At 51.1% G+C, this 6,551-nt stretch carries 6 protein-coding genes; 1 reads left to right on the top strand and 5 read right to left on the bottom strand.

Translation table 11 applies throughout. The features are described from left to right. From ACESLU_RS09905 to ACESLU_RS09885, 5 genes are all read right to left on the bottom strand, one after another. A partial coding sequence (locus ACESLU_RS09905; protein ID WP_372638494.1) for a ribulokinase occupies positions 1-1,312 on the bottom strand: 1,312 nt, incomplete at its 3' end. 137 nt (positions 1,313-1,449) lie between these two features. Further along, the gene (locus tag ACESLU_RS09900; RefSeq protein WP_372638493.1) at positions 1,450-2,154 is read right to left on the bottom strand and encodes an NUDIX domain-containing protein; all 705 of its coding nucleotides are present in this window, start codon (positions 2,152-2,154) and stop codon (positions 1,450-1,452) included. A 141-nt stretch (positions 2,155-2,295) separates the two neighbouring features. Continuing rightward, a complete protein-coding gene (locus ACESLU_RS09895; protein WP_372638492.1) occupies positions 2,296-3,873 on the bottom strand; it encodes an alpha-N-arabinofuranosidase in 1,578 nt (525 codons plus the stop codon). A gap of 13 nt (positions 3,874-3,886) precedes the next feature. Continuing rightward, complete coding sequence (locus ACESLU_RS09890; RefSeq protein ID WP_372638491.1) at positions 3,887-5,053, bottom strand: aldose epimerase family protein; 1,167 nt, start codon at positions 5,051-5,053, stop codon at positions 3,887-3,889. Between the two features lie 128 nt (positions 5,054-5,181). Continuing rightward, positions 5,182-5,520, bottom strand: a complete 339-nt coding sequence (locus ACESLU_RS09885; RefSeq protein WP_372638490.1) for a hypothetical protein — start codon at positions 5,518-5,520, stop codon at positions 5,182-5,184. 205 nt (positions 5,521-5,725) lie between these two features. On the opposite strand from ACESLU_RS09885, the gene ACESLU_RS09880 reads away from it, so the two are divergent. Further along, positions 5,726-6,551 (top strand): ThuA domain-containing protein (locus tag ACESLU_RS09880; RefSeq protein WP_372638489.1); only part of this gene is annotated, 826 nt, incomplete at its 3' end.

The raw sequence follows: 6,551 nt of genomic DNA, 5'->3' as shown, positions 1-6,551 counted from the left end.
CCAGCGCTTTAAAAATACGCGGCGCATCCGTACCCAGGTCCAGTCCTTCGATTGCTCCCTTGAGCCATTGATTGGCATCCGGCGTTCGACGTCCGTTCAGCCAATCCAGTGCCATAATGCCGGTATCAACATTCTCCAATGCGGAAGCTTCCTCGGACAGTGTCACCAGCATCTTGTCACGCAGCTCCCCGGTCAGCGCCGTCTTCTGCTTTTCAGACAGCAGATCACTGTCACTGATAACCGATTCGGCCGGATCGCAAATCAAATCCCTGAACCAGGCATACACATCACCAAAAGCCGACTGTCCCGCTTCGAGTCCCACTAACCCCGGGATTACCGACCCGTCCACCTGCCCGCAAATTCCCTCCACCAGGTTGTCCTCCAAATCTTCATAGGGCGCCACTAAAATATCGCAGGTTGAAGTGCCCATGACGCGGCTCAAGTAGTACGGTTCGATCTCTCCTCCCACCGCGCCCATGTGGGCGTCAAAAGCCCCTACTCCAATGACAACCTCTTCCGAAAGCCCCAGTTTTCGGGCCCACTGCGAAGAGAGCGTGCCGGCCGGGCAGTCGGACGTATAAGTCTGCTGATACAGCCGCTCGCGGATCCCCTCCAGCAGCGGGTCGAGCCGGGTTAAAAAATCCTGGCCGGGCAGGCCGTCGAATTCTTCATTCCACATGGCCTTGTGTCCCGCCGCACAGCGGCTGCGTTTCATAGCGTGGACATCCGTTTTGCCGGTAAGCTCATAGGGAATCCAGTCGCACAGCTCGACCCACGAATAAGCCGCATTCCGTACGTTTTCGTCTTTCCGGATCGTATACAACATCTTGGCCCAGAACCACTCCGAAGAATAGATACCGCCCACGTACTTGGTATAGTCCGGGCCCTCCCAGGATTTTGCCAACTCGGTGATCTCACTCGCCTCCCTGACTGCCGTATGATCTTTCCACAAGATGAACATCGCATTGGGATTGTCAGCGAACTCCTCGTGCAGCGCCAGGGGGGCTCCTCTGTGATCCACGGCTACCGGCGTGGAGCCCGTGGTATCAACAGCGATACCTTTTACCTGCCCGGCCGTCTGCTCCGGCACCTGGGCAAGCACTTCCCTCAGCGTGTTCTCCAGTCCCTCCAGATAATCGAGGGGATGGTGCCTGAATTGATTGTTGGTGCTGTCGCAGTACAGGCCATCCGACCAGCGGCTATAGCGGTGGACCGCTTCCGCAAGCGGGTTGCCGGCGGCATCGACCAGTACCGATCGCACCGAATCCGTGCCGTAGTCGATCCCGATAATACAGTTATCCTTCTTCTTCATGGGTACGGTTGATAATTGTGGTATAGTTGACAATCATTCATTGTGCCGTTGCTCGAGGCACGCATGATAAGTGTTTAAATAACGCTTTTTAAAAAAGGCAATATACGATTGCGGGAATGAATTCAAAATCAACTCCCCTATCGTTTTATCGGTTTAAATATCAGGCTGTCCCCGTTATTGACCTTTGCCCGGTACTTTTCCTCATTAAATTTATAAAAATATGCTCCTTTTTTGGAGTATTTCTTCTGCTTCTCATCCGTTTTTACCAGCACATCCATCGACAGGATACGACGGCGGAAATTTCGCTTGTCCAGCTCCGTTTCGTAGATGGCTTCGTACAAGATCTGAAGCTCAGGCATCGTAAATTTCTCAGGCAACAACTCAAATCCAACCGGTTCATGAGAAGCCCGGTACCGCAGGCGGGATTTAGCGGCTTCAACCATTTGCGGGTGATCAAAAATGAGATCGGGCAATTCATTTATCGGAAACCAGTGGGCCCCGTATTTATCCATGAGCTCTTTGTCATGCTCCTGAATATTAATAAGCGCATAGTAAGCAATAGACACCGTTCGCTCTACCGGATCGCGGTCTACCTCACCAAATCCGTAGAGCTGCTCGAGATATACATTTTTAAGTCCGGTCAGCTTATGCAAAATACGGTCAGCAGCCTCGTCAAGGCTCTCCTCCCGTCTCAGGAACCCGCCCATGAGCGACCAGTTTCCTTTCTCGGGTTCGAAATCCCTTTTAATGAGCAACAGTTTTAATCCGCTCCGATCAAATCCAAAGATGATACAATCAAGGGCCACCAGTATTCGATCGTGTTTCTCATAGTAATTTTTCATAAAATGTGACTGTTCTTATACCTTTTTCTATTAACCCGGATTTCACATGCTCCCGCAAACGGGAAACTTCGGCGCAGCAAGCGATCCATTTTTGCCGGTTGCATCCCCTATTCGGGACGAGGAATCGGGCTAATCCTTTGTTTATTCTACCCCTATGACTATAACAGATTTTGAGGGTAAGCGCAACGTCAGCTCATTATCATCCAGGGTATAGTCTTCAAAGCTTTGGGGCGTCACCCTGTCGGGATCATCAAAGGTGTTAACGGCATCCACGTCCCCTGCCGTAAGGATACGGCTCCCGCTTATATCATCAGCATTGAATCCCTGAAAATCAACCCTTACTTCCTGTGTGTCAGTGGCGTGCAGGTTGGTCACTGTGAGATGGATCGTCCCCGTCTCATCCCGGGAGGCGGTGGCACTGATGGCCGGGAGGCGTTCCCCTTCATAGGCATAGTCAGCCGCATCCAGGTGCAGCGGCAATAGCATCGCATCGTGGTGGACGGTGTAAAAATCGAACACGTGGTAGGTTGGCGTTTTCAGCATCCGATTGCCGTCGGTCAGAATCATCGCCTGCAGCACGTTGACTGTCTGTGCAATATTAGCCAGCCGTACCCGGTCGCTGTGTTTGTTCAGGATATCCAGGGTGGTGGATGCGATGAGGGCATCCCTTATAGAATTTTGCTGCTGCAGAAATCCGGGATTGGTATCCGGGAGCGGGTCCGTCCATATCCCCCACTCGTCCACGGCCAGCGCGATTCGTTTTTCCGGATCGTATTTATCCATAATGGTGGAATGGCGGGAAACATATTCATCCATTACCAGTCCCTGCTTTAGGCCTGCAAAGTATATCGCTTCCCCAAAATCCGTGGAAGGACCTTTATCACCCCAGTCCCCCGTTGGAATGGTATAATAGTGAAGGGAAATCGCGTCCATCATCCATCCGGCCTCTTCCACCACGGTTTCTGTCCATTCGTAATTGTCGTTCGAAAACCCGCTGGCGATTTTATACAACTCATTGCCGCTGTAGTCTTTGGCAAAGGTAGCGTAGCGGCGGTAAAGATCGGCGTAATAATCGGGCTCCATATTGCCGCCACAGCCCCAGCTCTCATTCCCAATACCCCAAAATTTGACTTCCCATGCCCCCTCCTGGCCATTTTCCCGGCGCAGGTTGGCCAGTGTGCTGTTTCCCTCATAGGTCATGTATTCTATCCAGTGGGCCATCTCTTCGGGCGTCCCACTCCCAACGTTTGCAGAAATATAGGGTTCGGTATCGAGCAGTTCGGTAAGCCGCATGAATTCATGCGTGCCCACTTCATTATGTTCCTCAACCATGCCCCAGTGCGTGTTGATGCGGGTGGGACGATCTTCACGGGGACCGATGCCATCTTTCCAGTGGTATTCGTCCGCAAAACAGCCGCCGGGCCACCGCAGGTTCGGTATTTCCAGTGCCCTTAGCGCTTCCACCACATCATCCCGGAAACCATCCGTGTTGGGAATATCAGAATCCTCCCCCACCCAGAGTCCGCCGTACATGCCGGTGCCCAGGTGCTCTGAAAACTGGCCGTAAATATGGCGGCTGATTTCATTTTGGGGCTGGTCGGCATTGACCGTCATCGTGTTTTGTGCTGCCAGCGGGGCTATACTGCCGAAGCTAAGAAGAAACAGGGACAGGAGAAACGTTTGCAGGGAAATGGTCCGGAAATGATTAAAAAATGACATGGCATTATCGCAGTTATCGGGTTGAAAATTGGTAAATAGTGGTTGTCAGATAGGTTTCTCCGGGCTCTACTATTGTGGAGGGGAAATCGGGCTCATTGGGCGAATTCGGAAAATGCTGGGTCTCAAGGCAAAATCCGGAATACTGCCCGAATGGGATACCCTGCGGGCTTTCCAGGGAGCCATCCAAAAAATTACCGGTATAAAACTGTACGCCCGGTTCGGTGGTAAAAACCTTCATCTCCCGCCCGCTTTCCGGGGAATAGACCGTGGCAGCCAGTTGCAAGCTGTCGGGACTATCGTCCAGCACAAAATTGTGATCGTAGCCGTTTTCTGTTTCTTCAATCCGTTCGCCGATGGCCCGCGGCCCGGTGAAATCGAAAGGCGTGCCCTCGACATCAGCAATTTCTCCGGTGGGGATCAACTCATCGTCGACCGGCGTATACCGACTTGCGTTGAACTCCAACACGTGGGAGAGCACGTCATTGGACGGGTCGCCGGTGAGATTGAAATAGGTGTGATTTGTCAGGTTGACCGGCGTGGCTTTGGTAGTTGTAGCCTCGTACTCAATCTTCAGTTCATTGTCATCGGTGAGGGAATAAATGACCGTCACATCCAGGCGGCCGGGATACCCCTCTTCCATATCCTCGCTTACATAGGTGAGCTGCAAGGAACTGTCCGGGGTAACGGAGGCGTCCCAGAGCACATCATCGAAGCCAACTTCTCCCCCGTGCAGGTGGTTATCCCCATCATTTTGAGCAAGGGTATAGGTTTCGCCGTTGAGCTCAAATCTGCCATCGGCAATGCGGTTGCCGTAGCGGCCGATCAGCGCCCCGAAATTGGGGTGACCGCTTAAATAGTTATCGAGCGAATCGAAGCCCAAGGCTACATTTTCAAGATTTCCATCTTTATCCGGCACCCTGATAGCCGTGACGATGCCGCCATAATTGGTGATCTGCACTTCCATCCCATTCGTGTTCGTCAGGGAATAAAGCTGCACTTCCCGTCCATCTTTGAGGGTGCCAAATGGCTCCCCGGTTATCCGGTCAGGGTTTTTTGTATCCTGTTCTCCGGGGGGGCGTTCGGTTTCCTCTCCGGCGCATCCCCCCGCCATCAGTAGTATTAGCAGGGTAACAGTTATGCCGCCTATCCAATAAACACCACCTCCGTTTAGAAATAACATGGTTTTTATAATTTAGCTGTTTAATTGTGTTAAATATGGTAGCTGTTCCTCAAAATGATACTAAATCCTCTGTTCCATTTCATGAAAAATATCTGATGCCTCTATGGGAGATCACGGCATTTGTTGGATCAAGGTCTTCCCTCAACCAGTCGGTCCCAGTAGCATAATCCCGGTATGTGCTTGTGCTGTGCTGGCTGATAGATTCCGCAGCCGGCAAATGATACTGGATTTATCAAATTATTACTAGCAGAAGCTTTTTGAAAAATCAGTCCCGAAGCATCGGGAAACGTTAAGGCCAAAGGGAAGTTGGGATCGCAGCGTATAGACGATACATGAGGATTTTGAAACCGCAAAAATGCAGAGATTGGGTATAACAACGGTTGAAAAGTCCACTCGAAATGAAACGACATTTCACAAATAAAAATATTTTTCCAAAAAACGGTTGCAATATTTAAAATATATTTCATCTTTTTAGTGTACTTGTTACACTTTTACGGTTTTAACGGAAATATCATTGGGGATTTTGCAAAACCAGGAGTTTTAGTCAACATCAAAGCCTGAGCGTATTTAAAACCCTAGCATATAAGGCATACTTGAGGTTTTAAATACGTGAAAATACAGAGATGGGTCGAAAGAACGGTTTTACAGAACCCTCTATTTAAGGAAAAACAAATGACAGGAATAAGTAAGGGACCACTATGGGTCGTCTGTTTGATTCTGGCGGGGCTTGGCTGCGATGCACCCAACCAAAAAGAAGCGGATGATCAGCCACGCAACATTGAAGTCCTGTTTCTCGGGCACGACAGCGAACATCACAACAGCGCCGCCTATGCGCCTATCCTGTCCGCTGCGCTGGCAGGCGACGGCATTAATTTTTCGTACAGCGAAGACCCGGGTGATTTGAACCGGGAAAAGTTGAAGGGGTATGATGCGCTTCTCCTTTATGCCAATCATGATAAAATTTCCAACTCCCAGGAACAAGCCCTGCTGGAATTTGTGGCGAACGGCAACGGCTTTTTACCTATTCACTCGGCCAGCTTCTGTTTCAGAAATTCCGAAGACTTTGTGGATCTGGTCGGGGCCCAGTTTGAAGAGCATGGCACCGGTACTTTTACAGCGACTATTGTGAACAGCAATCACCCGGTGATGGAGGGGCTCGAGGAATTTGAAACCTGGGATGAAACCTACGTTCATAGCAGGCACAACGACGACAACCGCACGGTGTTGATGGAGCGGGAAGGAGAAGACCATACGGAACCGTGGACCTGGGTGCGTACGCATGGGGAGGGCAGGGTGTTCTATACGGCCTATGGACATGATGAGCGCACGTGGACGAAACCGGGATTCCAGGAACTGGTCAAAAACGGGATTGTGTGGTCGGTCAGCGATCAGGTCCGGAAAAACTGGGAGGCCTTTGCGTCAGCCCTGCCGGAACTTCAGTACGAGGATCGCGACAACATTCCCAATTATGAGGAGCGGGATCCCCCGCCCCGCTTTC

This window comes from Fodinibius sp. (assembly GCF_041642155.1).
GTDB lineage: Bacteria > Bacteroidota > Rhodothermia > Balneolales > Balneolaceae > Fodinibius.
The sequence above is the reverse complement of the archived record's forward strand: the minus strand, read 5'-3'. Positions and strand labels throughout refer to the sequence as shown.